This is a genomic window from Vibrio sp. OPT18 (genome assembly GCF_015163615.1).
Classification (GTDB): Bacteria; Pseudomonadota; Gammaproteobacteria; order Enterobacterales; family Vibrionaceae; genus Vibrio; species Vibrio coralliirubri.
This window is the reverse complement of sequence record NZ_JADDYK010000060.1, coordinates 398582-424850: the sequence shown is the minus strand read 5'-3', so window position 1 is coordinate 424850 and position 26269 is coordinate 398582. Positions and strand designations below refer to the sequence as shown.

The 26269-nt window shown below is 44.8% G+C and carries 28 protein-coding genes and 1 other RNA gene; 10 read left to right on the top strand and 19 right to left on the bottom strand.

Features of this window, described 5'->3' with window-relative positions:
- Positions 1–10 precede the first annotated feature (10 nt).
- From yggU to IQQ51_RS16910, 4 genes are all read right to left on the bottom strand, one after another.
- Complete coding sequence (gene yggU, locus IQQ51_RS16925; RefSeq protein WP_009847703.1) at positions 11–301, bottom strand: DUF167 family protein YggU; 291 nt, start codon at positions 299–301, stop codon at positions 11–13.
- A gap of 29 nt (positions 302–330) precedes the next feature.
- Complete coding sequence (locus tag IQQ51_RS16920; RefSeq protein WP_017067798.1) at positions 331–888, bottom strand: YggT family protein; 558 nt, start codon at positions 886–888, stop codon at positions 331–333.
- Between the two features lie 76 nt (positions 889–964).
- The gene (gene proC, locus IQQ51_RS16915; RefSeq protein WP_193841626.1) at positions 965–1780 is read right to left on the bottom strand and encodes a pyrroline-5-carboxylate reductase; all 816 of its coding nucleotides are present in this window, start codon (positions 1778–1780) and stop codon (positions 965–967) included.
- A 72-nt stretch (positions 1781–1852) separates the two neighbouring features.
- Entirely contained in the window at positions 1853–2557 is a 705-nt protein-coding gene (locus IQQ51_RS16910) for a YggS family pyridoxal phosphate-dependent enzyme (RefSeq protein ID WP_193841625.1), read from the bottom strand.
- A gap of 26 nt (positions 2558–2583) precedes the next feature.
- On the opposite strand from IQQ51_RS16910, the gene IQQ51_RS16905 reads away from it, so the two are divergent.
- A complete protein-coding gene (locus IQQ51_RS16905) occupies positions 2584–3621 on the top strand; it encodes a type IV pilus twitching motility protein PilT (RefSeq protein WP_017062242.1) in 1038 nt (345 codons plus the stop codon).
- A gap of 14 nt (positions 3622–3635) precedes the next feature.
- A complete protein-coding gene (locus IQQ51_RS16900; RefSeq protein WP_048605839.1) occupies positions 3636–4745 on the top strand; it encodes a PilT/PilU family type 4a pilus ATPase in 1110 nt (369 codons plus the stop codon).
- A 58-nt stretch (positions 4746–4803) separates the two neighbouring features.
- On the opposite strand, the gene IQQ51_RS16895 is transcribed toward IQQ51_RS16900, so the two are convergent.
- From IQQ51_RS16895 to metK, 9 genes are all read right to left on the bottom strand, one after another.
- The gene (locus IQQ51_RS16895; RefSeq protein WP_156172492.1) at positions 4804–4974 is read right to left on the bottom strand and encodes a hypothetical protein; all 171 of its coding nucleotides are present in this window, start codon (positions 4972–4974) and stop codon (positions 4804–4806) included.
- 99 nt (positions 4975–5073) lie between these two features.
- A complete protein-coding gene (gene ruvX, locus IQQ51_RS16890) occupies positions 5074–5496 on the bottom strand; it encodes a Holliday junction resolvase RuvX (protein ID WP_017062240.1) in 423 nt (140 codons plus the stop codon).
- A gap of 46 nt (positions 5497–5542) precedes the next feature.
- A complete protein-coding gene (locus IQQ51_RS16885) occupies positions 5543–6106 on the bottom strand; it encodes a YqgE/AlgH family protein (RefSeq protein ID WP_048611435.1) in 564 nt (187 codons plus the stop codon).
- Positions 6107–6210: 104 nt separating this feature from the next.
- On the bottom strand, positions 6211–7161 hold the full coding sequence (gene gshB, locus IQQ51_RS16880; protein WP_019822368.1) for a glutathione synthase: 951 nt from the start codon (positions 7159–7161) through the stop codon (positions 6211–6213).
- Between the two features lie 9 nt (positions 7162–7170).
- The gene (gene rsmE, locus IQQ51_RS16875) at positions 7171–7902 is read right to left on the bottom strand and encodes a 16S rRNA (uracil(1498)-N(3))-methyltransferase (RefSeq protein ID WP_017062238.1); all 732 of its coding nucleotides are present in this window, start codon (positions 7900–7902) and stop codon (positions 7171–7173) included.
- A 153-nt stretch (positions 7903–8055) separates the two neighbouring features.
- Positions 8056–8787, bottom strand: a complete 732-nt coding sequence (locus IQQ51_RS16870; protein ID WP_193841624.1) for an endonuclease — start codon at positions 8785–8787, stop codon at positions 8056–8058.
- Positions 8788–8883: 96 nt separating this feature from the next.
- Entirely contained in the window at positions 8884–9384 is a 501-nt protein-coding gene (locus IQQ51_RS16865; RefSeq protein WP_048615671.1) for a SprT family zinc-dependent metalloprotease, read from the bottom strand.
- 80 nt (positions 9385–9464) lie between these two features.
- Entirely contained in the window at positions 9465–10262 is a 798-nt protein-coding gene (locus IQQ51_RS16860) for a DUF2189 domain-containing protein (RefSeq protein WP_017069586.1), read from the bottom strand.
- A 368-nt stretch (positions 10263–10630) separates the two neighbouring features.
- Complete coding sequence (gene metK, locus IQQ51_RS16855; RefSeq protein ID WP_017062234.1) at positions 10631–11785, bottom strand: methionine adenosyltransferase; 1155 nt, start codon at positions 11783–11785, stop codon at positions 10631–10633.
- A 358-nt stretch (positions 11786–12143) separates the two neighbouring features.
- Between metK and tkt the strand changes: the two genes are divergently transcribed.
- From tkt to mscS, 5 genes are all read left to right on the top strand, one after another.
- A complete protein-coding gene (gene tkt, locus IQQ51_RS16850; protein WP_052878806.1) occupies positions 12144–14138 on the top strand; it encodes a transketolase in 1995 nt (664 codons plus the stop codon).
- A 213-nt stretch (positions 14139–14351) separates the two neighbouring features.
- Positions 14352–15401, top strand: coding sequence for an erythrose-4-phosphate dehydrogenase (epd, locus tag IQQ51_RS16845; protein ID WP_048611458.1), 1050 nt, complete (start codon positions 14352–14354; stop codon positions 15399–15401).
- Positions 15402–15567: 166 nt separating this feature from the next.
- Positions 15568–16731 carry a phosphoglycerate kinase gene (locus IQQ51_RS16840; RefSeq protein ID WP_017059064.1) on the top strand — a complete coding sequence of 388 codons (1164 nt, stop codon included), beginning with the start codon at positions 15568–15570 and terminating at the stop codon, positions 16729–16731.
- Between the two features lie 155 nt (positions 16732–16886).
- Positions 16887–17963 (top strand): class II fructose-bisphosphate aldolase, encoded by a 1077-nt coding sequence (gene fbaA / locus IQQ51_RS16835; protein WP_010435694.1) that lies wholly within the window; start codon positions 16887–16889, stop codon positions 17961–17963.
- A 377-nt stretch (positions 17964–18340) separates the two neighbouring features.
- The gene (gene mscS / locus IQQ51_RS16830; protein ID WP_050621008.1) at positions 18341–19207 is read left to right on the top strand and encodes a small-conductance mechanosensitive channel MscS; all 867 of its coding nucleotides are present in this window, start codon (positions 18341–18343) and stop codon (positions 19205–19207) included.
- 96 nt (positions 19208–19303) lie between these two features.
- Here mscS and IQQ51_RS16825 read toward each other — a convergent pair whose 3' ends face one another.
- Positions 19304–19933: a LysE/ArgO family amino acid transporter gene (locus IQQ51_RS16825; protein ID WP_048611419.1), complete on the bottom strand. Its 630-nt coding sequence runs from the start codon at positions 19931–19933 to the stop codon at positions 19304–19306.
- 142 nt (positions 19934–20075) lie between these two features.
- On the opposite strand from IQQ51_RS16825, the gene IQQ51_RS16820 reads away from it, so the two are divergent.
- Both IQQ51_RS16820 and IQQ51_RS16815 read left to right on the top strand, forming a co-directional pair.
- The gene (locus IQQ51_RS16820; RefSeq protein WP_193841623.1) at positions 20076–20972 is read left to right on the top strand and encodes a LysR family transcriptional regulator ArgP; all 897 of its coding nucleotides are present in this window, start codon (positions 20076–20078) and stop codon (positions 20970–20972) included.
- A gap of 111 nt (positions 20973–21083) precedes the next feature.
- Positions 21084–21797 carry an oxidative stress defense protein gene (locus IQQ51_RS16815; RefSeq protein WP_017059059.1) on the top strand — a complete coding sequence of 238 codons (714 nt, stop codon included), beginning with the start codon at positions 21084–21086 and terminating at the stop codon, positions 21795–21797.
- 113 nt (positions 21798–21910) lie between these two features.
- Here the strand turns inward: IQQ51_RS16815 and serA are convergent, their stop codons facing one another.
- From serA to zapA, 5 genes are all read right to left on the bottom strand, one after another.
- Positions 21911–23140 (bottom strand): phosphoglycerate dehydrogenase, encoded by a 1230-nt coding sequence (serA, locus tag IQQ51_RS16810; RefSeq protein ID WP_017059058.1) that lies wholly within the window; start codon positions 23138–23140, stop codon positions 21911–21913.
- A gap of 261 nt (positions 23141–23401) precedes the next feature.
- Entirely contained in the window at positions 23402–24058 is a 657-nt protein-coding gene (gene rpiA, locus IQQ51_RS16805) for a ribose-5-phosphate isomerase RpiA (protein ID WP_048605825.1), read from the bottom strand.
- A gap of 102 nt (positions 24059–24160) precedes the next feature.
- The gene (locus IQQ51_RS16800) at positions 24161–24760 is read right to left on the bottom strand and encodes a 5-formyltetrahydrofolate cyclo-ligase (RefSeq protein WP_193841622.1); all 600 of its coding nucleotides are present in this window, start codon (positions 24758–24760) and stop codon (positions 24161–24163) included.
- Positions 24761–24766: 6 nt separating this feature from the next.
- A non-coding RNA gene (ssrS, locus tag IQQ51_RS16795) (6S RNA) lies at positions 24767–24950 on the bottom strand.
- 11 nt (positions 24951–24961) lie between these two features.
- Entirely contained in the window at positions 24962–25270 is a 309-nt protein-coding gene (zapA, locus tag IQQ51_RS16790) for a cell division protein ZapA (protein WP_004735366.1), read from the bottom strand.
- A gap of 308 nt (positions 25271–25578) precedes the next feature.
- On the opposite strand from zapA, the gene IQQ51_RS16785 reads away from it, so the two are divergent.
- Positions 25579–26154: a YecA family protein gene (locus IQQ51_RS16785; RefSeq protein ID WP_019826273.1), complete on the top strand. Its 576-nt coding sequence runs from the start codon at positions 25579–25581 to the stop codon at positions 26152–26154.
- The last annotated feature ends 115 nt before the right edge of the window (positions 26155–26269 follow it).

Genomic DNA, 26269 nt, shown 5'->3' with positions numbered 1-26269 from the left:
CAAAAAGCCATCATAGGATGGCTTTGACTTCAGTTGGGATTTGGCTTGGCGAGCATATTCGAACTTGCTTGTGCCTACCGAGTTCTCCCTTTTCTATCTTAATTTGCCCTTTTGCGACCTTAAACTGTTTCGCAAGGTATTTCGCTAAATGGGCATTGGCTTTGCCATCAACCGGTGGTGCAGTAATGGCAATTTTCAGTTCCTCACCGTGCAAGCCGACAATTTTGTCTCGGCTTGCTTTGGGTTGGATATAGAGCCTAAGAAGAATATCGTCTTCCTCGGCCCAAACTGCTTTTGGCATCGTCAAAGTACCTGAGGTTCGTACTTGAATTATAGCTGATACCAAATAGGACCGATCATGTCGCCCATTAGGAAGTTCGCAAATTGCAGAACAATGAACAGAACCAGCACACTTAGGTCGAAGCCACCCATATCAGGAAGGATACGGCGGATAGGCACTAGCATTGGTTCAGTCAGTTGATGGAACACGTACTCTATTGGGCTACGACCTTGGCTAACCCAGCTTAGGATTGCGCGGATAAGTAGAACCCAGAAGATCAAGCCACCAGCTGCTTTGAGCAGAGACAGTGCGCCAAAGATAAGGAAGCTAATATCGAAAACGGCAGCGCCGCCAGAAATAATCAGGTTTAGAGCAACGAACTTAAGTACACACAGCACGTAAGCAAAAACAACCGTCGCCAGATCAAGGCTGCCGATTGATGGGATAACTCGGCGTAGCGGGGCAACAACTGGTTGTGTCGCTTTTACGATGAATTGTGAGAATGGATTGTAGAAATCTGCACGTGATGCTTGTAGCCAGATACGCAAGATCACAACCATGATGTAAAGATCAAAAACGGTCGAGATCAGAAAGCTCATCGAGTTCATATTGTTTCCTTTTTCGGATTTACTTGCCGCTTAGATATAACCCGAGCGGCAAAATGCTTGTTTACCTTGATTGGTACTAAAACAGTTTTTCCATCTCTTCAGCTCGAGCAACCGCTGCCTGCATGGCTTTTGCTACGATGTCTGATAGTTGATGTTCGTTAAACGTGCGTAGTGCTTCTGCGGTCGTGCCGCCTTTTGATGTCACTTGTTCACGCAGTGTTGATAATTCAGTCTCTGGGTTTGCAACGACCATCTCTGCCGCGCCTAATGCAGACTGCTGCACTAGCTTACGAGCGGTTTCTTGGTCAAAACCTTGGTTGATTGCTTCAGCTTGCATCGCTTCCATAAACAGGAAGAAGTAAGCCGGAGCACTACCCGCCGCCGCAATGATGTTGTTGATTCCAGACTCTTGCTCAACCCAGCTTACTTCACCAACAGCTTTCATCAGCTGAGAAGCAAAGTCTTTATCATCTTGGCTGACAGTTGCATCGGCATAAAGACCACTCATCCCTTTACCAAGCAGTGATGGCGTGTTTGGCATCACACGAACAAGGTTCAGTTGGCAGTTTAACATCTCATTGAGTCGATTCGCATTAATACCCGCGGCAATTGAGATAACCAGTTTGTTGCTGAAGTCGATATCTTGTAAGGGTTTACATACATCAGCCATCATTTGTGGCTTCACGGATAACACAACAACGTCTGCTTGCTCTGCTGCAATATTATCGCTGGTGGTATTGATGCCGTATTCTTGTTCTAACGGCAGCCTTCTGGTTTCTGAAGGTGCTGTCGCAGTAATCTTTTGCGCTGGGTAACCACTCGCAACTAAGCCCGCTACAATTGAGCGAACCATGTTTCCCGCCCCAATAAAGGCGATGTTCTTATGTTCCATATATAAAATCCTGAGCGTGTCGCTGCGCGGATAAGGCGAAGCGGTATCAATACTTGTCGTTACTTACTACGGCTATTTCGCGTAATCACGAGCGCCGAAAATAGCTGTTCCAATACGAACCATTGTGCTGCCAGCCTCAACTGCTGCATCCATATCACCACTCATCCCCATCGAAAGGGTATCAATGTCTGAATACTTCGCGGCTAGCTTGTCTTTAAGCTCTGCCAGTTGAGAAAATGCATTAAGCTGAGATTGATAGTCAGATACGTTTGCAGGAATCGACATCAATCCTCTTAAGGTGAGGTTGGGTAGCGATGAAATCAACTCCGCGAGTGCAAAAACTGTCTCTTCTGAGGTTCCAGACTTGGACTCTTCACCACTGGTGTTTACCTGAATCAACACTTGCAAAGGTGGAAGTTCGCTTGGTCGTTGATCATTAAGCCTTTGTGCGATCTTATCGCGATCGACGGAATGCACCCATTGGAAGCTTTCTGCGATTTGGCGGGTTTTATTGGATTGAATTGGACCAATAAAATGCCACTCTAAATTTAGGTTAGAATGTTGTTCTGAAAAGTGTTTTACTTTATCTACACCTTCTTGAACATAGTTTTCACCAAAGGCAACTTGTCCTCCGAGTGCGGCTTCTAGAATCGCATCAATAGGTTTAGTTTTGCTGACGGCTAAAAGTTGCACGGACTCTGGAGCTCGTCCGCACTTTTGCTCAGCACTACGAATCTGTGAGGTGATTTGTTCGATATTTTGTTGAATACTACTCATAGCTGACTTTACTTAAGGGAAAATAAATGGATATCACTGAGTTACTAGATTTTAGTGTAAAGCATAACGCGTCAGATCTACATCTTTCTGCGGGTGTATCTCCAATGGTACGTATAGATGGTGAAGTAAGGAAGCTTGGAATCCCAGCTTTGAGTCATGCTGATGTGCATCGTTTGGTTTTTGAGATCATGAGCGATTCACAGCGCGGCGAGTTTGAAGAAAAATTGGAAGTCGACTTCTCTTTTGAATTACCCAATGTTGGTCGCTTCCGTGTTAATGCGTTTAACCAAGCTCGTGGCTGCTCTGCTGTCTTTCGAACTATTCCTGTCGAAATCCCGACTTTAGATCAGTTAGGTGCACCTGAGATCTTCGAAAGGATTGCTAACTACGAAAAAGGCTTAGTGCTCGTTACTGGTCCAACTGGCTCTGGTAAATCAACGACTCTTGCGGCGATGGTTGATTACGTAAACCGTAATCACAACAAGCATATCCTGACGATTGAAGACCCGATTGAATTCGTTCACACCAATAATAAATGCTTAGTCAACCAGCGTGAAGTTCACCGTGATACTCACAGTTTTAAAGCGGCACTGCGCAGTGCGTTACGTGAAGACCCGGACGTGATTCTTGTTGGTGAGCTTCGTGACCAAGAGACGATTAGCTTAGCGTTAACCGCAGCAGAAACGGGTCATTTAGTGTTTGGTACTCTGCACACCAGTTCTGCGGCAAAAACTATCGACCGTATTATCGATGTGTTCCCAGGTAGCGACAAAGATATGGTTCGTTCGATGTTGTCTGAATCACTGCGATCGGTGATAGCTCAGAAGCTTCTAAAGCGTGTTGGTGGTGGTCGTGTGGCGTGTCATGAAATCATGATGGCAACACCTGCGATCAGAAACTTGATTCGTGAAGATAAGGTTGCGCAGATGTACTCGATCATTCAAACGGGCGCAGCGCACGGCATGCAGACCATGGAACAAAATGCGAAGCAGCTGATGGCACAAGGCTTGGTTGATTCGGAAGAGGTCGAGAAAAAGATCGAAATTGAAACCTCAATGTTTTAATCAAGGTGGACACAATGGAATTGAATCAAATCCTTGAGGGAATGCTTTCTCAAAAGGCATCGGATCTTTATATCACGGTCGATGCGCCAATCCTGTTTCGTGTGGATGGTGAATTACGCCCCCAAGGAGAGAAGCTGAATGCGGCTCAAGTTGCTCAATTACTTGATGCGATGATGGAACAAGACCGACGTGATGAATATCAGCAAACGCGTGAGGCTAATTTTGCGATTGTGCGTGACTTTGGTCGTTTTCGTGTCAGTGCATTCTTTCAGCGAGAGCTGCCTGGAGCGGTCATTCGACGTATCGAGACTAACATCCCAACCTTTGAGCAACTAAAGCTTCCTGATGTACTACAAGACCTTTCAATCGCTAAGCGCGGACTTGTGCTGGTGGTTGGTTCAACAGGTTCTGGTAAATCGACCTCGATGGCTGCAATGACAGGCTATCGTAACACCAATCGCTCGGGGCATATTTTGACGGTTGAAGATCCGATTGAATTCGTACACGAACATAAAAAGTGCATCGTGACGCAACGTGAGGTTGGGCTCGACACCGAGAGTTACGAAGTTGCACTTAAGAACTCGTTACGCCAAGCACCAGATATGATTTTGATTGGCGAAATCCGGAGCCGTGAAACCATGGAATACGCGATGACCTTTGCTGAAACGGGTCATTTGTGTATGGCAACCTTGCACGCCAATAACGCTAACCAAGCGTTAGAACGTATTCTCCACTTGGTGCCGAAAGAACAGAAAGAGCAGTTCTTGTTTGACTTATCGATGAACTTACGTGGTGTCGTCGCTCAGCAACTCATTCGCGATAAGAATGGCAGCGGGCGTCATGGGGTATTCGAGATTCTGCTGAATAGCCCTCGTGTGTCTGACTTGATTCGTCGTGGTGAACTACACGAACTGAAAGCAACCATGGCTAAATCGAAAGAAATTGGTATGCAGACTTTTGACCAAGCTTTGTATGATTTAGTGATAGCAGGCAAGATCAGTGAAGAGGATGCGTTCCACAGTGCCGATTCTGCTAATGACTTGCGCTTAATGCTCAAAACCAGACGTGGTGATGATGACTACGGAACTGGGGCGTTGGCTGGTGTTAAAATTGATATGGGTTAGAAGCTACAGGCTTTAACGAAGAACGCCTGAGTTTAAAAACTCAGGCGTTTGAAGATACTTAATTATTATTCAGCGAACCGTGTTCTCGACGGCTGTCATCGTAATATTTGTTGCCGCTAGTGAAGCTAGAATTGGTTTTACCATCATTCATATACCCAGCACTGCTAGACCCTGTTGAGCTGCATGCTGAAATGGTTAGAGCGGCGAAGATTGCTAGAAAAATTTTCATGTGAACTCCCACTTACCTATTAATGAATTGCTTCGACATTACGTCGTAATATCATTATAGGATCACAACGGAGTTTAATCTTTGAGCTCTTAATTTTCGTTATGAATATTGTGCTTCAAACCAGCTCTCTAAAATGACGACTGCAGACTGGTTATCGACATTGCCTTTGCTTAGCGCTTTATAACCACCCATTTCAAAAAGGTCGGCTCTTGCTTCTGTGGTCGATAGTCTTTCATCATGTAGTTCAACATCGACACCAAAACGTCCTTTAAGACGGTTAGCGAACTTCTTTGCTCTGGGTGTGATGGTTGCTAAGTCTTTACCATGAAGGTCGGTAGGAAGGCCGACTACAATCAAGTTCGGTTGCCACTCCTTTATTTGCTTTTCGATGTCGTCCCAATTTGGGATACCATCTTTGGCTTTAAAAGCTTTTAGAGGACTTGCGGTGCCCGTGATTTCTTGTCCTATCGCACTGCCGATACTTTTTGTACCGTAGTCAAATGCCATAATTGTTCGTGACATGGGGTTTCCAAATTTATCTGTGTTTGAGAGTGGTTGCTGATTTGAGCTAGGCGTGACCAGCGTCTGCTGAAAGCTGAGCCGCATTTATGCCTAACATCTGTACAGCGACTTTCCAGCGGTCAGAAATCGGTGTATCGAAGATGACCTTCGGATCGGCTTCAACGGTTAACCATGAGTTCTCGGTCAGTTCGGTTTCCAGTTGTCCCGGTTCCCATCCTGCATAACCAAGTGCGACTAGATAATTCATCGGCTCATCTTCTGTGCCCAACACCATCAAGATATCTTTTGAGGTTGTTACCGAGATTTGGTCTGTCATGTTGATGCTGGATTGATAGCTGCCTTTAGGTTTGTGCAAAATAAACCCACGGTCTTCTGCGACCGGCCCACCGTTTAATACCGGCTTATCAAGACTTGCTTGATTGGATTTCGGCTGTTCAGAATCAACCTCAACTTGTTTAAGCATGCTGCCAACAGTGACATCGATAGGGGCGTTGATCATTAAGCCCATCGCACCTTCGTCGTTATGTTCACAAAGGTAAATTACCGAATTTTGAAAGTAGGGGTCTTTCATTCCGGGCATAGCAACCAGAAAGTGGTTCGTTAAATTCATAGAGCCTCCTGCCAGTGTGTTCCCAGTAAAGGAAAAAGAGCGGCGTGAAGCCGCTCATTGATTCTGTGCCGTTTGCGAATAGCTAAGGCTTTCTTTAGTTTAGGCTATTTAGCGTTAACGCGACGCTCGATTGCGTCCATTAATTTACCTGTTACCGAAATATCAAAAGCAGCTTCAATTTCACGGATACAAGTGGGGCTAGTCACGTTGATTTCTGTCAGCTTGTCACCGATAACATCAAGTCCGACAAAGATTAAGCCTTTTTCTTTTAGTGAAGGAGCTACTGCTCGTGCGATAGCCCAGTCTGTTTCACTCAACGGACGAGCTTCCCCTGTACCACCAGCAGCTAGGTTGCCTCGAGTTTCCCCTTTAGCCGGGATACGTGCTAGGCAGTAAGGCATTGGCTCACCGTCAACGACAAGAATACGCTTATCACCATTGCTGATGTCAGGAACAAAAGTCTGTGCCATTGCGTAGTTTTGACCGTGGTTCGTCAATGTTTCAATGATCACTGATACGTTTGGATCGCCTTCCTTCACGCGGAAGATTGACGCACCACCCATACCATCAAGTGGTTTAAGGATCACATCACCGTGCTTCTCACGGAACTCTTTAATCTTTTCCGCTTTACGAGTCACGATGGTTGTCGGTGTTAGTTCTGGGAACCAAGCCGTGAACAACTTCTCGTTACAATCACGTAGGCTTTGTGGTTTGTTTACGATCAGTGCGCCGTTCTCTTCAGCACGCTCAAGAATGTAAGTCGCGTAAATGTATTCAGTATCAAATGGAGGATCTTTACGCATTAATACTGCATCTAAATCAGATAGCGCGATTGTCTGTTCTGACTTGAATTCGTACCAACCGTTTGGATCTTCTTTTAGTTCTACAACCTTAGTGTCAGCAATGGCTACGCCTTGATCTAAGTGTAGATCATCCATTTCCATGTAATGGATTTCGTAACCACGACGCTGAGCTTCAAGCATCATGGCAAAGCTAGAGTCTTTTTTGATGTTAATGGATGAAATTGGATCCATTACGATGCCAAGTTTGATCATTTTTTTCTCCTAGCCTAGATCGCCAAAGCGGACTTGTAAGGCAGTAATTGCGGTTAGAGCAGCTGTCTCGGTACGAAGTACACGTGGGCCGAGTAGCGTCTCTTCAAATTTGTATTGTTCAGTCATGCCGATTTCTTCAGCCGACAAGCCACCTTCAGGACCAATCAATAGGCGCACCTTGCTGATAGGTTCTGGAAGGGTGTTAATTGAGTACTTTGCACGAGGGTGTAGGTTTAGCTTTAGTGCTTCGCTTGGTTCGCTGCACCACTCTTCAAGCTGCATAATTGGGCGAATGACAGGAACCGTATTGCGGCCACACTGTTCACACGCCGCGATAGCAATCTTTTGCCACTGTGCGAGTTTTTTCTCGAAGCGTTTTGTATCAAGCTTAACGCCACAGCGCTCTGAAATTAGAGGGGTAATGGTGTTCACACCAAGCTCAACCGATTTCTGAATCGTGAACTCCATTTTGTCACCACGTGAAATCACTTGGCCTAAATGTAAGTCTAACGGAGATTCGCTGCTGCGTTCGATGCGTTCAGAAACATTAACGGTGACATTTTTCTTTGATACTTCAGCTATCGTCGCAGGGAATTCAGCGCCACTGCCATCAAATAGAAGGACTTCTTGACCTTCTTTCATGCGAAGGACACGACCAACATGACCCGCGGCATCTTCGCCTAAAGCGAGTGAACCTAACTGATGAATGCGTTCTGGGTGATGGATACGAGGGATTCTCATGCTGGTAAACCTATAAATATGTTCATTTGGGTATTTTGTCTCTGCCTAACATGGATGCTTTTAGTTGAAAAAACAAGGGTAGAGCAAGAGTTTCAGGGGCAATTCTGAAACTCTTGTTTGAGATAGTTAGGAATGTTGATTGTACGAGCGACGTTATTTACAAGCAGGGTAAACAAATGGGTTGTGATTACCTTGGATGGCAAAGATTCGCTCATCACGAGTACACTCCCACTTGTCGACAGGAAATTGCTTGTTCCACGCCATCATCAGGTTGGTTTGTTGTTTAGATAGCTTGAAACCATATTCTTGGCTCATGTAAAGATAGGTACGCGCGATAGAGCCTTTTGCTCTGTCTGGCGGCATAACCTTACGCTGCTTGAAGTTGACCTGCATTTCACACTGGCCATAGCTCACGCCATCCATGCCATTCCACTGACTGAAATTGTAGTTGGAGCGATCACCGTTAACCTCGCCAATGGCCGGAGTTAGGTTGTGAAGATCGGCTTCCATGGATTTGAATACTTTGTCATTGCGAGTACAGTTCTTGCGCCCGCCATCTTGCCAGCACTGACGCTGGTGGCCAAATTGCCAAGCTGGAACCACGTGTTCCCACTCAATTCGACTCGCTCGCTTTTGTTGTTTTCGGACTTGATAACCACAGCCATCAAGGTCGGGAATGCCTTTCTTTTTGTCCTTCCATGTAATGTCACAGCCACAATAAAATGAAGTCGGATGGTCGAGATAAATCTTCACCGCTTCTCTTTTTGCTTTGGAAAATGAGCTCGGTGGTGCGGCGAAAACGCTTTGGGTTACCAGTAGGCCCAATACTATTGTTAAGTAAAAAGATACAGGTAGGCCAAATGCTTTAAAGGTGAGTTTTTGCATAGAAAAAGACTGATAAAAGTATGATAAACATCAGTCTAGCACTCAAATATTAGATCTCTCTGTTAGATTTATTCTATCGAGTAAATCAACCTCTCACTAGCTTAGCTGAGTTCCCGTAAAAGCTAAGGTTTGTTGGCACAATTGGCAGCGGTAGGTCGATTGATTTCGAAGTACTTTGTTGTGTCGTCTGATTGATAATGGGTAGGTGGTGCACTCACATCGATATTCAAAGGTTTTCCCTTGAACTGACGCGATTTCAAAGCTGTGAGTTGTTCTGGCTGGCACGTTGAATACTTTTTCCATCACGTATTTCCACTCGTTTCCGTGAGGCCTAACACGTCCGAAAACCTGATGCGTGATCAGGTGTGCGAGTTCATGCGGCACAACCTCGTTGATGAAGGCGTCTTCATTTTCAGCGAATAGTACGTGATTGAGCTTAATTTCGTTGAGCTGAAGGTAGGCCTTTCCCGCCGCTTTGCCTCTTAACTTGAAGGTGATAATTGGATGCGGAAATTCACGAGAGAAATGTTGATTTGCGATAGCTAGGCACTCGGCCAATTTCTTATTTGCTCGATGTTGTTGCGGGGTGTAAGACAAACGTTGTTAACTCCAAATAAAAGGCCTCAGCGTTTAAGCTAAGGCCTCATCATAACATTGCTCGTTAATATGGCGATTATTTATAGATGGTGATTCTTCTTAATGATCTCGTGATAAGCGTGCCATGTACCATAGCCAAGTAGCGGCATGGTGACGATCATTCCGATGCCGTAGGTAGCAAAACCCACCAGAATACCGGCACAAATAATACTCGCCCATACCACCATCGCAGGGATGTTCGATTTCACAGCATTAAAGCTAGTGAAAATCGCACTCATCACATCGACGCGTCTCTCCATCATTAACGGAATTGAAAATGCTGAGATGCTAAATATGAGGCTTGCGATAACAAAACCAATCACAGAACCAGTAATTAAGAAGGGAGCGAACTCAGCTAACGGTGCGCCTTGCACTGAAGGGTAGAGCGCGTGCAATAACGCAGCGATACGCATCCAGAATATCATCGCAACCATCAATACAATCGCAAAGGCCCATTGGTGGGTGGAGTTGCGAGTAATGGCTTTCATCGAGTGCAGTAGGCTGGCGTTGTGTCCTTTTTCTCTTTCCCAAGCTGCGTCGTACAAGCCTAGGGCAAGAAACGGCCCTATCAGCATGTACACGATCAGGCTTGGCATTACGACCAAGTGTGTTCCTTGCCATTGGACAAGTTGAACAATGGCGATTGCCGCTCCCATAAAGCACAAACCGTAGAATGCGCTAATTAATGGCATTCTTACTAAGTCATGCAGAGCAAGCGACAACCAATGAAAGGGTGCGGAAATACTGATTTGGTTGCAAGGAATGGTGCGAGCGTAATCCTTATCGCTGACCTTGTGTTTTTTATCGTTCAGTTCGGATGGGTGCGCGGTACGAGGCATAGATCCCCCTAGTTAAATAACGTCCTAGTTATAATTCCATAAGGCTCATCGATGTGGCTTGTGTGAGAGTTATGGTGTTGAGCTAAATTGCTCTTTGTCATCCCAGTTTTTGTTCTAGCGTGCATTTAACGAGCGTTATCAGACTGAATTAATTTAAGTTAAATGTGAGCTTGATCGCTTAGGAGTTACCTTAACTATTGTCAGTAGTGTTAGAAAACACAAATTATCGGCGGCTTTTTATACTTAGTGGTTAACGGTAAAGAGGGGCGTTAGAGAAAGAAGTAGCGAGTGAAGGTTCGGTAAGTACATAAAAATAAAGCCCTTACTAAGCAGTAAGGGCTTTAAAGAAACAAATCGCAGTGGCTAAATTATTTTAGGCCAGCGAAGTCTGCAAGGATTGCTGCTTTGTCAGTCGCTTCCCAAGGGAATTCTTCACGACCGAAGTGACCGTATGCCGCAGTCTGCTTGTAGATAGGCTGAAGAAGGTTCAGCATCTCTTGAAGACCGTATGGACGTAGGTCGAAGTTTTGACGAACTGCTTCGATGATGATTTCGTGCGCTACTTTTTCAGTACCAAACGTTTCAACCATGATAGATGTTGGATCAGCAACACCGATAGCGTAAGACAGTTGAATCTCACAACGGTCAGCCATGCCAGCAGCAACGATGTTTTTCGCAACGTAACGAGCCGCGTAAGCTGCAGAACGGTCAACTTTTGATGGATCTTTACCAGAGAATGCACCGCCACCGTGACGAGCTGCGCCGCCGTAGGTATCAACGATGATCTTACGACCTGTTAGACCACAGTCACCCATTGGGCCACCGATTACGAAACGGCCTGTTGGGTTGATGAAGAAGTTAGTGTCTTTGTTGATCCACTCAGCAGGAAGTACTGGCTTGATGATCTCTTCCATTACTGCTTCACGTAGGTCAGGTGTTGTTACTGAATCGCAGTGTTGAGTCGAAAGAACAACAGCGTCGATACCAACGATCTTACCTTGGTCGTATTGGAACGTAACTTGAGATTTCGCATCAGGGCGAAGGAAGTCAAGTTTGCCGCTCTTACGTACTTCAGCTTGCTTCTTAACAAGAAGGTGAGAGTAAGTAATTGGAGCTGGCATTAGGATTGGAGTTTCGTTAGTCGCGTAACCAAACATGATGCCTTGGTCGCCTGCGCCTTGCTCTTTAGGGTCTTCTTTATCAACACCTTGGTTGATGTCTGGAGATTGCTTACCGATTGTATTTAGAACAGCACAAGAGTCAGCGTCAAAGCCCATATCAGAATGAACGTAACCAATTTCACGAACTGTTTCACGAGTGATCTCTTCGATATCAACCCATGCAGACGTTGTTACTTCACCGCCAACCATAACCATGCCGGTTTTTACGTAAGTCTCACAAGCAACACGTGCTTTTGGATCTTGTTCCAAGATGGCATCAAGAACAGCATCAGAGATTTGGTCTGCAATTTTATCTGGATGGCCTTCTGAAACAGATTCAGAAGTGAATAGGTGCTTAGCCATGAGAGCTCCACTTTTAGGTTTTGGTGTAAATAGTTTTATGGCGTCGCAAGCTATGAAGCGCCGCCATTAAATACAGTATATTTTGTAGGTGTTTCTACATCTAGACGGCTATTCTAAATTCCAGCGGTCGAATTACAAGCTCTTTTTTATGATATGTCATAACTAAACGTTTGCGTATCGTTTGAGATAAGCCGTTGCTAAGTGATGTAAATGTTCGAAAATTGCGAAAAATGACCGTTAAAATGCCAGTAAAACGTTTGCAGTCGCAATAGTCGTTTGAGAGAATACCCACGCTAATAAAAATGAAAACTTTAGCAATTATCTCTTTTTTAAATCGCTTATGTATCCAGGAGCAGACATGCCTTCTCGTAAAGATCTAGCCAATGCAATCCGCGCACTTAGCATGGACGGTGTTCAACAAGCAAATTCAGGCCACCCAGGCGCACCTATGGGTATGGCTGACATCGCTGAAGTTCTTTGGCGTGGCCACTTGAACCACAACCCAGCAAACCCAGAGTGGGCTGACCGCGACCGTTTTATCTTGTCTAACGGCCATGGTTCAATGTTGATTTACTCTCTGCTTCACCTTGCAGGTTACGAGCTTTCAATTGAAGACCTGAAAAACTTCCGTCAATTGCACTCTAAGACTCCAGGTCACCCAGAGTACGGTTACGCTCCTGGTATCGAGACAACGACTGGTCCTCTAGGTCAAGGCATCACTAACGCTGTTGGTATGGCGATGGCTGAGAAAGCGCTTGCTGCTCAGTTCAACAAAGAAGGGCACGACATCGTAGACCACTACACTTATGCATTCATGGGTGATGGCTGTCTGATGGAAGGTATCTCTCACGAAGCATGTTCGCTAGCAGGTACGCTTGGTCTTGGTAAGCTGGTTGCTTTCTGGGATGACAACGGTATCTCTATCGATGGTGAAGTTGAAGGTTGGTTCTCTGACGATACACCTAAGCGTTTTGAAGCTTACGGCTGGCATGTAATCCCAGCAGTAGATGGTCACGACTCTGACGCTATCAACGCAGCAATTGAAGCGGCTAAAGCGGACCCTCGCCCTACACTTATCTGTACTAAAACTATCATCGGTTTTGGTTCTCCAAACAAAGCAGGTACGCACGACTGTCACGGTGCTCCACTAGGTGCTGATGAAATCACAGCAACTAAAGCGGCACTGGGTTGGGAACACGGTCCTTTTGAAATCCCTGCGGATATTGCAGCTGAGTGGAATGCAAAAGAAGCAGGCGCAGCGAAAGAAGCAGCGTGGAATGCTAAGTTTGACGCATACGCAGCGGCTTACCCTGAGCTAGCAGCAGAATTCAAACGTCGTACTAACGGCGAGCTTCCAGCTGAGTGGGAAGAGAAAGCAAACGCAATCATTGCTGATCTTCAAGCTAACCCAGCAAACATCGCTTCACGTAAAGCATCTCAAAACGCACTAGAAGCGTTTGGTCAAATGCTTCCAGAATTCATGGGTGGCTCTGCTGACCTTGCGCCTTCTAACCTAACTATGTGGTCTGGTTCTAAGTCTCTTGAAGCAACTGACTTCTCTGGTAACTACATCCACTACGGTGTACGTGAATTCGGTATGACGGCTATCATGAACGGTATCGCTCTGCACGGTGGTTTCGTACCATACGGCGCAACGTTCCTAATGTTCATGGAATACGCTCGTAACGCAATGCGTATGGCTGCTCTGATGAAAGTTCAGAACATCCAAGTTTACACGCACGACTCTATCGGCCTAGGCGAAGATGGCCCTACTCACCAACCGGTTGAGCAGATCGCTTCTCTACGTCTGACTCCAAACATGAGCACATGGCGCCCATGTGACCAAGTTGAATCAGCAGTTGCTTGGAAACTGGCTATTGAGCGTAAAGATGGTCCTTCATCTTTAATCTTCTCTCGTCAAAACCTTGCACAACAAGATCGTAACGCTGAGCAAGTAGCTAACATCGCTAAGGGTGGTTACATCCTGAAAGATTGTGCTGGTAAGCCAGAGCTAATCATCATTGCAACGGGTTCTGAAGTTGAGCTTGCAGTTGAAGCTGCTGCACAACTAACCGCTGAAGGTAAAGCAGTACGCGTAGTATCTATGCCTGCAACTGACGCGTTCGACAAGCAAGATGCTGAATACCGTGAGTCTGTACTTCCATCTGATGTAACTGCACGTATCGCAGTAGAAGCTGGCATCGCTGACTTCTGGTACAAGTACGTTGGTTTCGGTGGCAAGATTATCGGTATGACAACGTTCGGCGAATCTGCACCAGCAGGTGAGCTATTCAAGATGTTCGGTTTCACTACTGAAAACGTAGTAAACACAGCGAAAGAGCTTCTTGCTTAATCATTGATTGCTAGCTTAGTGCTAACAATGAAATGAATAAAAAAACCGAGCGCTGAGCTCGGTTTTTTGTCTCTGGGATTTGTTTCTCCTAGACTCATCTCTATAAGCAACAGATCAATCTGTCATGAACAAGCTGAGTTATTCAAGTAATGCCTTTTGGGTAGGATTCAGTTATCATCTGTTGCACGAAATTTTGGTTAGATGTACGGAACTATGCTAAAAGTCGCGATAAATGGATTTGGACGAATAGGGCGTAATGTATTGCGCGCTGTCTATGAAAGTGGCAAAAGCCAACAAATCAAAGTAGTAGCTGTCAATGAGCTTGCTCAGCCTGACGCTATGGCTCACCTATTGCAGTACGACACCAGTCACGGCCGCTTCGGTAAGAAAATCTCTAACGATCAAGAGCACATCTATGTCCATCATGGCATTGGTGCTGAAGACAAGGGCGAGTTTGATACCATTCGTATCTTACATCTTGCTGATATTGATCTGTTGCCTTGGCGTGACCTTGAGGTGGATATTGTTCTCGACTGTACCGGTGTTTATGGTTGCCGAGATGACGGCCTCGCGCACATCGCTGCAGGGGCAAAAAAGGTACTGTTTTCTCACCCAGGTGCCAATGACCTCGATAACACCATTATCTATGGTGTGAATCACGATACCATCGAAGCGGACCACCGAATCGTTTCCAATGGTTCATGCACCACCAACTGTATTGTCCCTATCATTAAGGTTCTTGATGACGCCTTTGGCATTGAGTCCGGTACGATTACGACTATTCACTCTTCAATGAATGATCAACAAGTTATCGATGCGTATCACAGCGACTTGCGTCGTACTCGAGCAGCAAGCCAATCGATCATTCCTGTCGATACCAAGTTGCATAAAGGTATTGAAAGAATCTTCCCGAAATTTTCCAACAAATTTGAAGCTATATCTGTGCGTGTGCCGACGGTAAACGTAACAGCGATGGATTTAAGTGTCACAATTAATGCAAATGTGAAAGTTAATGACGTAAATCAAACCATTGTTAATGCATCCCAGTGTACATTACACAATATAGTTGACTATACTGAAGCGCCGCTCGTTTCCATCGACTTTAATCACGATCCCCATAGCGCAATCGTTGATGGTTCACAAACGCGAGTGAGCAACGGCCACTTAGTTAAAATGCTAGTGTGGTGTGATAATGAATGGGGCTTTGCGAACCGAATGCTGGATACGGTTCTTGCAATGCAAGCTTCTGAAGGCAAGAAGTAAGACCTAGAAGCAAATGTGCGGATTATTTATTTTTTAGCTTGAAATAAATATTAAGAGTCCACATATTATTAGTAGTGAAAGAATTACCAGTTGAATAATTTATAGGCTTAGCAGGGTTGCTGAGTTTCCAAAACTTTATATTTATTTAAATTTGAGAGGACAAATCATGTCTGTGATCAAGATGACTGACCTGGAACTTGCAGGTAAACGCGTATTTATCCGTGCTGACCTAAACGTACCAGTAAAAGACGGTAAAGTAACTTCAGATGCACGTATCCTTGCATCTCTACCAACTATCAAACTTTGCCTAGAAGCTGGCGCAAAGGTAATGGTTACTTCTCACCTTGGTCGTCCTACTGAAGGCGAATACAACGAAGAGTTCTCTCTAGCTCCTGTAGTTAACTACCTAAACGACGCACTAGACTGCGAAGTTAAACTAGCTAAAGATTACGTAAACGGCCTAGAGCTAAACGCTGGTGAACTTGTTGTTCTTGAAAACGTTCGCTTTAACAAAGGCGAGAAGAAGAACGAAGAAGCACTTTCTAAGCAATACGCTGCACTATGTGACATCTTCGTAATGGATGCATTCGGTACAGCTCACCGTGCTCAAGCTTCTACACACGGCGTTGGTACTTATGCTCCTGTAGCATGTGCTGGCCCTCTTCTAGCTGCTGAGCTTGAAGCGCTTGGTAAAGCAATGGACAACCCAGCTCGCCCACTAGTGGCTATCGTTGGTGGTTCTAAGGTTTCTACTAAACTAACCGTTCTAGAATCTCTTTCTAAAATTGCTGACCAGCTTGTTGTTGGTGGTGGTATCGCGAACACATTCATCGCTGCTGAAGGTCACAACGTAGGTAAGTCTCTATACGAAGCTGACCTAGTTGAAACGGCTCAAAAGCTAATGAAAGAGTGTGCTATCCCAGTAGCGACTGACGTTGCATGTGCTAAAGCATTCGACGAAAACGCAGAAGCTGAAATCAAGCACGTTTCTGAAGTTCAAGACGACGACATGATCTTCGACCTTGGTCCAGATTCAACTGCGGCACTAGCTGAAATCATCGGCAACGCTAAAACAATCCTTTGGAACGGCCCTGTAGGCGTATTCGAATTCAAGAACTTCGAAGCGGGTACAGCTGGTATCTCTAAAGCAATCGCTGAGTCTGCAGGTTTCTCTGTAGCAGGTGGTGGTGACACGCTAGCAGCTATCGACAAGTTCGGTATCAAAGCTGACGTTTCTTACATCTCTACTGGCGGTGGCGCTTTCCTTGAATTCGTTGAAGGTAAAGTACTTCCTGCAGTAGCAATGCTTGAAGAGCGTGCTAAAGCATAATTGATTTAGAAAGGCGAGATGTGAATCTCGCCTTTTAACGTTTGCTGCATATCACACTTTTTTGCTAGAATGGCATAAGTTGTGAGCAAACGATTGCAAGTTTTTAAACTTAAGTTTTTTAATCTTAAAACGATAGAATAAATAGGACTATTTCCATGTCTAAGATCTTCGATTTTGTAAAACCTGGTGTGATTTCTGGCGATGACGTACAGAAAGTATTTGAAGTAGCAAAAGAAAACAAATTTGCTCTTCCTGCTGTAAACGTTGTTGGTACTGACTCTGTAAACGCAGTACTAGAAGCAGCTGCTAAAGTTAAAGCTCCAGTAGTTGTTCAGTTCTCTAACGGCGGCGCTGCATTCTTCGCAGGTAAAGGCGTTAAACTTGAAGGTCAAGGCGCACAAGTTCTTGGCGCTGTAGCTGGTGCAAAATACGTACACGCTGTAGCTGAAGCTTACGGTGTTCCAGTTATCCTGCACACTGACCACGCTGCTAAGAAACTTCTTCCATGGATCGACGGTCTACTAGACGCTGGTGAAGAGTTCTTCGCACAAACTGGTAAGCCTTTATTCTCTTCTCACATGCTAGACCTTTCTGAAGAGTCTCTAGAAGAGAACATCGAAACATGTGCTAAGTACCTAGAGCGCATGGCTAAAATGAACATGACAATCGAGATCGAACTTGGTTGTACTGGTGGTGAAGAAGACGGCGTTGATAACTCTGATATGGACGCATCTGAGCTTTACACTTCTCCAGAAGACGTAGCATACGCTTACGAGAAACTAATGGCTGTTAGCCCACGTTTCACTATCGCTGCATCTTTCGGTAACGTACACGGTGTTTACCAAGCTGGTAACGTTGTACTTACTCCAACTATCCTACGTGATTCTCAAGCATACTGTGCAGAGAAGTTCGGTATCGCACCTAACGCTCTAAACTTCGTATTCCACGGTGGTTCTGGTTCTTCTGAAGCAGAAATCCAAGAGTCTATCGGCTACGGTGTTATCAAAATGAACATCGATACTGATACACAGTGGGCAACTTGGGACGGTATCCGTCAGTACTCTGCTGACAACTTCGATTTCCTACAAGGTCAAATCGGCAACCCAACTGGCGAAGCTGCTCCAAACAAGAAGTACTACGATCCACGCGTATGGCTACGTGCTGGTCAAGCTTCAATGGTTGCTCGTCTAGAGAAAGCATTTGCTGACCTTAACGCTGTAGACGTACTATAATTCTTTGAATTAAGTACTCTTTAAGTTTTAAAAACCCGCTCATCGAGCGGGTTTTTTTATGTCTGATAAAAACTTGTATTAAATATGTGAAAAACCTAGCCTACGGTGAATAAATTTCGTAGTCTTTTAGTTATCGGTATTTGTGTTTATCGGTAAGTTTTAGTAATTCAAAAGCTTACATAAATATGACTTTGCAATCTGTCAAAGATAGGATATCGTGCCGAAAAACTGAACTTGGTTCAGTTTATAAAAAGGACTTGGCTTTAATTTACTTTGAACACAATGACTTAACGGTCATTAAACTGTTTATTATATTGCAGAGTAAATTAGGCTTAAGGCAGTTTAGCCCATAGCATATTATATAGAGGATGCACATTATGGCTGATAGTTCGACAGCGATTGAGACTCCACTTGTGGATGGTTTGTCTCAAGCAGAGCAGTGGTTAACAAATAATTCAGATTTATTTATCCAATATGGCGTAAATATCATTTCAGCACTGATAATTCTATTTATTGGTAACCTTATTGTTAAAGCAGTAGCGAATAGCGTGTCTAAGGTTCTTCAGAAGAAGAAAATGGACCGAGCGGTTGTGGAATTTATTCACGGCTTAGTTCGCTACCTATTGTTTGTTATTGTTTTAATTGCTGCACTAGGTCGTTTAGGTGTTCAAACGGCATCTGTAGTTGCTGTTATTGGTGCGGCTGGTTTAGCGGTAGGCTTAGCGTTACAAGGCTCACTATCTAACTTTGCTGCTGGTGTACTTATCGTTGCATTCCGTCCATTTAAGTCTGGTGACTATGTGGAAATTGGTGGTGTAGCAGGTTCAGTGGATTCAATTCAGATCTTCCAAACTGTTCTAACAACGCCAGATAACAAAATGGTAGTGGTACCAAACGGTAGCGTTATTGGTAGCCCAATTACTAACTACTCTCGTCATGACACACGTCGTATCGACCTAATGATCGGTGTTTCTTACGGCGCTGATCTGCAAAAGACCAAAGAACTTCTGACTAAGATCTGTGAATCTGACGAGCGCGTGTTGAAAGAACCAGGCGTTCAAGTTGGTGTTCACACGCTAGCGGACTCTTCAGTAAACTTTGTTGTTCGCCCATGGGTTAACACAGCAGAGTACTGGGATGTGTATTTTGACCTTATGCAAGCAATCAAAGAAGGCTTGGATAACGAAGGTATCGAAATTCCATTCCCGCAAATGGATGTACACATGAATAAAGTAGAAGCTTAATTTTTAGTTAGTTTTTATAGCTATAAGCTTTTATAAGGAAAGGCGGATAACTTAGGTTATCCGCCTTTTTTGTTGGTTTCATGAAGCTAAATAGATTTACCAGTATTGCTCAATCAGTCCATTGGTAAGCACTGCTGCAATGGCGAACATCATGGTTGCTACTGCGATATCAATGCCTTTCTTAACCTTAGGTTTAGATAGCGTCGGGCCTAGCTTTGCAGCGCCCAGTGACAAGGAGTAAAACCAGACGAACGAAGCCAGTATAGTCCCCATAGCAAACGCAATTCTGTCGTTGCCTTCAAATTGCCCACCAATCGAACCAAGAATTACCACGGTATCCAAATAGAGGTGTGGGTTTAATACTGTTACTGCCAATGCCCCTAAAATAACGGTGCGCTTGCCACGCGCCAATATCTCACCTTTCGATTCATCACTGGTGCGCACTTTGAATGCACTGCGTAGTGATAGCAAACCATACACAGTCAGAAAAGCGATGCCACCTAATGTTACGGAGGTCAGTAGTAATTCATTTTGCGACAAGATCGCTCCGCCGCCAAAAATACCTAATGAGATAAACAGAGTATCGAGCAGGCTACAAATCGTTGCTGTCGTTAAATGATGATTGCGTTTTATCCCTTGATTTAGGACGTACGCATTCTGAGCGCCAATAGGGATAATCATACTTGCCCCTAGACCAAAACCTTGTAATAAAACCCAAAAACTCATTTTAACCTCCACTTATTTAACGATATTTACGTGCTATATGGCGAAGATACTCCGACCCTTCAAATAAGTATAATTAATGATTTTAATCCATTATTAGAGTTGCTAATGTGGTGGGGAGTTAGCTTAAAAAGGAAGCAAATTGATGCGCGGATTGGATTATAAATGGATAGAAGCACTGGATGCCGTAGTAAAACAACGTAGCTTCGAAAGGGCTGCTGAACAGTTATATATCTCCCAGTCGGCGGTATCTCAGCGCATCAAACAGCTGGAAAAGTGGTTGGCTCAGCCTGCCTTAGTGAGAGAAAGCCCGCCTAGGCCAACGCCTGCGGGTAAAAAATTACTGGGCTTATATCGTCGTGTTCGTTTGTTAGAGCACGAACTTGTGCCTGAGTTGATGAATGAAGAGGGAACTCAGCCACTATCGATATCCATAGCCACTAACGCTGATAGTTTGGCGACATGGCTGCTACCGGCTTTGTCGGATGTGATGAAATCTCGCCAAGTCGAGTTGAACCTCGCGATTCATGGTGAGTCGAGAACCATTGAAAAGATAAAAAGTGGCGAGGTGGCCGGTGCAATCAGTTTGGAGTCTCAAGCGATTCCTGGCTGCAGTGCTGACTATCTCGGTAGGATGGATTATGTGTGCGTGGCTAGCCCTGGCTTTCATCAGCGTTATTTCTCAGAGGGCGTAAACTACGCCACCTTAAGCAAAGCGCCTGCGGTTTCCTATGATCAATACGATGATCTGCATAAGAAGTTTCTGCATGATCATTTTAACGTCCCGAGAGACAGTGTGATCAATCATACAGTCGGCAGTTCAGAAGCATTTGTGCGCTTAGCGTTGTCGGGTGTCGCCTATTGCTTGATTCCTCGATTACAGATTATCGATGAGCTAGAGTCTGGTGATCTGATTGATATTACCCCTGGCTTCCTGCTGTCCTATCGCATCTATTGGCACCATTGGCAGCTCGAGAGTGGGGTATTAAAAGAGGTATCCCAAGCAATATTGAGTTTTGCTCACAATCACTTACCTCAGTAAACTGTTGGTTTTTTCATCGTCAAAGTTCTGTTAGAAGTGTGTGCTCTGGATTGGCTAAACGATAAATTGCTCTATGATGAAAGTACATTTGTTTAGCATAGGTCATACCTAATGAAGCTTGTACCAAAGATGTTAGCAACGTCTCTTACTCTTACTGCGGCGTTGAGTGCTGTGAGTTTTCCATCATTGGCTGACTCTCCATCCTTTCCTCATATTTCAACGACAGGCTATGGTGAAGTGATCGCTACACCTGATATGGCGACATTCTCTGTGAGAGTCGTGGAATCGACGATGACTGCTGAACAGGCTAAAAATACCGTTGATAAAGTCGTGACAGGCTTTCTAAACAAGCTGCATCAAGCAGGTGTTGATGAGGCGAGTGTTCACAGCTCGAACCTGTATTTATCTCCTCAATATCATTACCCGAAAGATGGCAAACCGGAACTGGTTGGCTACCGCGCCTCACGTAATGTGACCGTTCAAGTGACCGAGCTAGCTAATCTTAATGAGTACATGGATATTGCGATTGGAGAAGGCATTAATCAGATCGACAACATCCAACTGCAAGTTCGCGACCAAGCTAAGTATCAAGAGCAAGCGCGCTTAGAAGCAATTAAAGATGCGACATCAAAAGCTAAATCATTGGCGAGTGGTTTTGAGCGCGAGTTAGGTGATGTATGGCGCGTGGACTATAACGCCCAATCTTCTCAACCAGTACTCATGCGCTCAATGGCAATGGATGCAAGAACAGAATCGAACTCTTATGAAGACTCAACGATCACCATTCGTGATCGCGTCAATGTGATCTATCAGATCGAAGAGTAATGATAACGCTATAGAAGGTTTTTGATCATAGTGATCTAATTACCTACGATAGGCCAAATACTAAAAAGGCTCTCATAATGAGAGCCTTTTTTTATGCATTTTGAGTGCGATGATTAGTGAAGGAGACGAGCACGGATTGTGCCTTCGATCTCTTTCAGTTTAAGCAGTGCTTCTTCAGAGCGATCGGCTTCTACATCGATAACGACATAACCCATATCAGCCGCAGTCTGTAAGTACTGACCCGCGATGTTGATCCCTTCTTCAGCGAAGATGGTGTTGATCTGAGTTAGGATGCCTGGGCGGTTTTCGTGAATGTGTAATAAGCGAGACGTTCCAGTATGCAGTGGCAGTGATACCTCTGGGAAATTAACACTTGATAGCGTAGAGCCGTTATCAGAGTATTTTGCTAGCTTACCAGCCACTTCAACACCAATGTTCTCTTGTGCTTCTTGAGTTGAACCACCCACGTGAGGCGTTAGGATCACGTTATCGAACTGCATTAATGGAGACTCAAACGGGTCTGCATTGGTTTTTGGTTCTGTTGGGAAAACATCAATAGCCGCACCTGCAAGGTGACCAGATTCCAGAGCGCCACACAAAGCAGGAATATCGACTACCGTGCCACGAGCTGCGTTGATAAAGATAGAACCAGGCTTCATGCGCTCGAACTCTTCTTTACCCATCATGTCTTTTGTTTCGTTGGTTTCAGGTACATGCAAAGAGATTACGTCACACTTGTTCAGTAATTCCGTCATGGTATGAACTTGCGTTGCATTACCTAGAGACAGCTTGTTTTCAATGTCGTAGAAGTAAACACGCATGCCAAGGTTTTCAGCAATAATACCCAGTTGAGTACCGATGTGACCGTAGCCAATAATACCTAAACGCTTACCACGGGCTTCGTAAGAGTTGTCTGCACTCTTTTTCCAGATGCCACGGTGAGCAAGAGCGTTCTTTTCTGGAATGCCACGTAGTAGCAATAGAACCTGACCAAGGACGAGCTCAGCAACGCTTCGAGTGTTTGAGAACGGTGCGTTGAACACAGGGATACCGCGTTTTGCTGCTGCTTGAAGGTTGACTTGATTTGTACCAATACAGAAACAACCAACGGCAACCAGCTTTTCAGCTGCATCAATAACTTCTTGGGAGATGTTAGTGCGAGAACGAATACCAATGAAATGAGCATCTTTTACTGCTTCAAGAAGTTCATCTTCCGGTAGCGAGCCTTTATGGTACTCAATGTTTGTGTAACCAGCGGCTTGCAGTACTTCTACAGAAGAAGGGTGAAGACCTTCTAGAAGTAGAATTTTAATTTTTTCTTTTTCCAGTGAAACTTTGGCCATTGTTCTCGTCCTTAAAATGGAAAGGTTGGGCAAATGCGGCGCACGTGCTACAAAATGGCTGAAAGGGGAACAAATTCACCACTTTGTTAGGAGACAAACGTTTTCCCTGTGCGTCTTCTGAACAATAAAGTAACAAAAAAAAAATGTTTTGGGTAAGAAAATTACGGAATAAGACATAATTTTACAGCAATAAAGCAAAAAAAACGGCGTCCTAGGGCACCGTATGTAATGAAGTAACAGAAAAACTCAATCTTCTATTATTTATTCTTCGATTTTTGCACCTTCAGGCGTGCCAGTGATAACCACATCTGCACCACGGTGAGCGAACAGACCAACCGTTACCACACCAGCAATACCATTGATGATATCTTCTAGTTGTTTCGGGTTTTCGATCGCCATGCCGTACACATCTAGGATCACGTTGCCGTTATCGGTTGTGCAGCCTTCGCGGTAAACTGGGTCACCACCAAGCTTAACCAGTTCACGTGCCACGTATGAACGTGCCATTGGGATTACTTCAACAGGCAGTGGAAATTTACCCAACACATCAACTGCTTTAGTGCCGTCAACAATACACACAAACTTGTCAGAGATAGCTGCTACGATTTTTTCACGAGTCAAAGCCGCGCCGCCGCCTTTGATCATATCGCGTGAAGCGTTAATCTCGTCTGCGCCATCAACATAGATGTCTAGTTTGAATACGTCGTTGCACTCAAATACTTTGATTTCTAGTGCTTCTAGTTTTTCAGTAGAGGCTACAGAGCTTGAAACCGCACCTTTGATTTTGTCTTTCATTGTGCCAAGTGCGTCGATGAAGTGATTTACTGTAGAGCCAGTACCTACACCTACAATGCTGCCTTCTTCAACATATTGAAGTGCTGCCCAGCCCGCTGCTTTTTTCATTTCATCTTGAGTCATGCCATTCTCCTGAATAAGGTCTTGCGCTTTGAATTAATCGTTCGCGTATTGAAGTTAACGTTTATATATCGAGGTTAACGTTTGCGGCGCGATTATAGCGCTTTAATGGTTGTTTTCCCATTGCCAAGTTTTACTCGGAGTCACGATTTTAGGTAACGGAATGTCCCACTCTTCAATCGGTAGCGTATCAACATGTTGGCAATCATGAGCCAAACCAATAGGAGCTGCACCTTCGCCCGTCTCGAACCACTTTGCCAAGGTGCGATCGTAATATCCGCCGCCCATACCTAAACGATGGCCATGGGAGTCAAAGCCGACAAGGGGCGTAAGAATAAGGTCGAGTTGCTGACAAGGTTTAACCAGCATTTGATTGAGCTGAGGTTCGACAATACCGTACTTATTCAAGACCGTCGGTGTGGTTGGAGAGTAGTGCAGAAATAGCAGGTGTCCGGCAGAGAAAGGGTGCAATACTGGTAAATAAGTTTGCTTACCTTGCGTCCATAACCATTCGATTAAAGGTTGGGTATCGAGTTCGCCATCGATAGAGATATAGAGGGCAATATGCTGAGCTGACTGAATTTCATCAAGCTGCATGCACTGCTTAACTAAGTCGATACCGGATTGAGTTTGTTGGTCGCCAGATAAGGCATTGCGCTTGATACGGATCTGTTTGCGAAATTCGCTGCGTGTGAGCGTCTTCATAAGAAGGGATACCCCAAAGTGCCGTTGAGAATAGATGGCCCTTGAACCAGCGAGTTCAAGGCGGATCAGCAATGATTACCGTAGGCTTCTCGGTCGGGCCGAGCATGCTCAATAGCACTCAAGTACTAACCCTTAGGGATTGCTTATCGGCTCGGGGACGTGAATCCTCTGACAAACACTCCAGGGTAAATTTTGTGTACGCTATTGCTGTCCGTGCTTAACTTTACTGAGGACATCTGAAAGTGATGTCGTGAGCTGTTCCATTCGCTCGGTCAGTGCGTTTTGTTCATCATTTGCTTCAAACTTCTTGGTTTGTAATTCGTAGCAAATATTCAGAGCTGCGATAGTCAGCAGCTTCACTTCATTGGTTACCTTAGTACGTTCAGCCATCTCTTTCAATCGATTATCAAGATCGGCCGCCGCTGCAATCAATGACTCTTCTTGCCCTGGTGGACAATTCACTCGAGTCAGTTTTCCTAATATTTCAACGTCTACCGCTTGATTACTCATGATGGATGAACTCTTTAACGCGCTATTTTAAGGCTGTTGCCCTTCGCCATTTTTTGAGAAAGAAAAAGTGCAAGTACCGATGAGGAAGCAATCTCCTCTGAGGGAGAAACTATAGGTAAACCGCTATTAAGATTCAAGCTTTTCAGAGTGACTGTTTGTAAATGAGAGCTTGAGCACACAGTAATTCAGCAAATTGAACAATTGGTAGTCAGTCATCCTTCAATTGCTAGGGATCGACGCTTACCAGAATTGGGGTGAAGTGGTACGATTATACTATCGATATAAAGAATAACTGAGCGAGCTATCTGATGAGCGAAACTACTTTACCTGACTACCTAACGGTTGCGACTGAACTTCAATCGGCAAGTCTAGCCGTAACCCCTGCTGAGATGCATGGTTTATTAACGGGTATGTTAAGCGGAGGCTTAAACCTTGCAGATAAAAGCTGGCAACCACTTATCTTCGATTACACCAATGAAGGTATGGGCTGGCCAGATCGCGCGCTAACCCTAGCGGAAGCAACACTGAAAGTCACAACCAGTGAAATCACAGGCTCAGGCATGGAACTATCTATGCTACTGCCAGACGAAGATGCAAGCGCGAGCGTGTTTGATCTTGCTGATGGTGTGTCTGATTGGATTAACCATTTCATCTCTGGTTTGGGCCTTGTTGGCGCTCAATTGAACAAAGCATCTGAAGGCACGAAAGAAGCCTTGGCGGATCTTGAAGAGATGGCGAAGCTAGGCATTGACGAAGAAGATGATCTGGAAGAGCAAGCACAACTTCTAGAACACGTTATTGAGCACGTAAAAGCGTGTGCATTAACGATTCATGCTGAATTTGGTGCACGCCCATCTGAAGATGCGGCGCCAACCATTCACTAATCGTTTGTCGGTTTGAGGTTATGATGGCTCAATATGATGTTGTAATTGCTGGTGGCGCAATGGCGGGGGCAACTCTAGCTCTTGCTTTGAATCACCTAAGCCAAGGTTCGCTGTC